Below are 1386 nucleotides of genomic sequence, written 5' to 3' on the forward strand. Positions count from 1 at the left end.
GTGACGGTGCCCTGGTAGATGCCGTCTTGGGCGGTACCCGAGATGCGGGTCATCTCACCAAAGCCAAGCGTTTGGGTGGTGTCGTCAGAAGACAGGATCAGGGTGGGTGCCAGGGCGCCGGTGGCGTCGGTTACTCGGGCAGTCACGACTACTTCCCGGGAGCTGCCAGCAACGTCAAGGGTCTTGGGTGTGAAATCAAACTCGGACAGAATGGGGGAGGCAGTATCGGATGACGTCTTCAAGACCGTGAGTTTTGTTGGGTGGTTATGGTAGGTGGCATCGTGGTTACCCAAGGTGTCACGCAGCGGCGTTATTGTGGCTGTCCAAGTTCCGGTGCTGGCGGTCACGGGAATCACGATGGTCCGTCGATAGCGCGCATCCGTTGCTAGGCCTGAGGAGTAATCCATCTGGCCGAAATGTAGGGTTTGTCCGGTCTCGTCGGATACGAGTCTAAGGATGGGCGTTACGGCGCCCGTAGCGTCAGTGATGTGGGCCGTGAAGGTTACTGCCTGTGGGCCTTCGTCTAGGTCTAGAGTCTTGGGAGAGAAATCAAAGTCAGACAGGACGGGTGCGGCAGTGTCGGGGAGTCTGTTTGTGACAACCAGACTAGTTGGGTTGTGATGAAAAGTACTGTCGTGATTTCCCAATATATCCTGAAGAGGGTTAATCCCAAAACTCCAGGTGCCTACGGGTGCATTCTCAGGTACTGTAAACTGCCGCTGATAAACGCCGTCACGGGCGTCCCCTGAAATCAGAGTCATGGTCCCGTTATCTGGAGATTGCTGTCCTCCCTTATCTAACTGCAGGGTAACGTAGGGTGGAACAACTCCGGAGTTATCGGTGACGCGGGCCCTTACAGTTACGGTCTGGGGGCCATTGGCCAAATCCAAAGTCTTTGGGGTGAAGTCGAAGTCCGACATCATTGGTGCCGCAATATCGTTCCCGCTAAGCTTGAGGGCCTCGGCATGTATCGTGGCAACGCCTGTGTTCCCCAAAGCGTCTCGAAGCGGACCGATATGTATGTCCCACGCACCTGTGGGTATGGTATAGACGGTGACGGATGAGCGATAATATCCGTCCGTTGTGGTACCAGATGTTCGCCGCATCCGGCCAATCTCAAGAGTCTGTCCTGTGGTGCGAGAGACAAGACTCAGAATCGGTGCGTCTGCCCCAGTGGCATCCGTGATGCGAGCCGTTACGGTCACGGTGGGATAGTCATTGTCGAGATCGACAGCCTTAGGGGTGAAATCAAACTCTGACAACACCGGTGCCGCGGTGTCGGCGGGGGTGTTGGTGATTGTGAGTTTGGTGGGGTGCTCGTGGAATGTGGAGTCGTCGTTGCCGAGAGAGTCCTCCAGTGGGTAGATCTTGACGGTCCAGTCACCG

1 protein-coding gene is annotated in these 1386 nt (G+C 56.2%); it reads right to left on the reverse strand.

What is annotated here, in order from left to right; all coding sequences use genetic code 11:
* Positions 1-1386: hypothetical protein (locus tag FOJ82_RS16370; protein ID WP_221933205.1), on the reverse strand; the 1386-nt coding region annotated here is incomplete at both ends.

Source organism: Tessaracoccus rhinocerotis, from assembly GCF_007197885.1.
GTDB classification, from domain to species: domain Bacteria; phylum Actinomycetota; class Actinomycetes; order Propionibacteriales; family Propionibacteriaceae; genus Arachnia; species Arachnia rhinocerotis.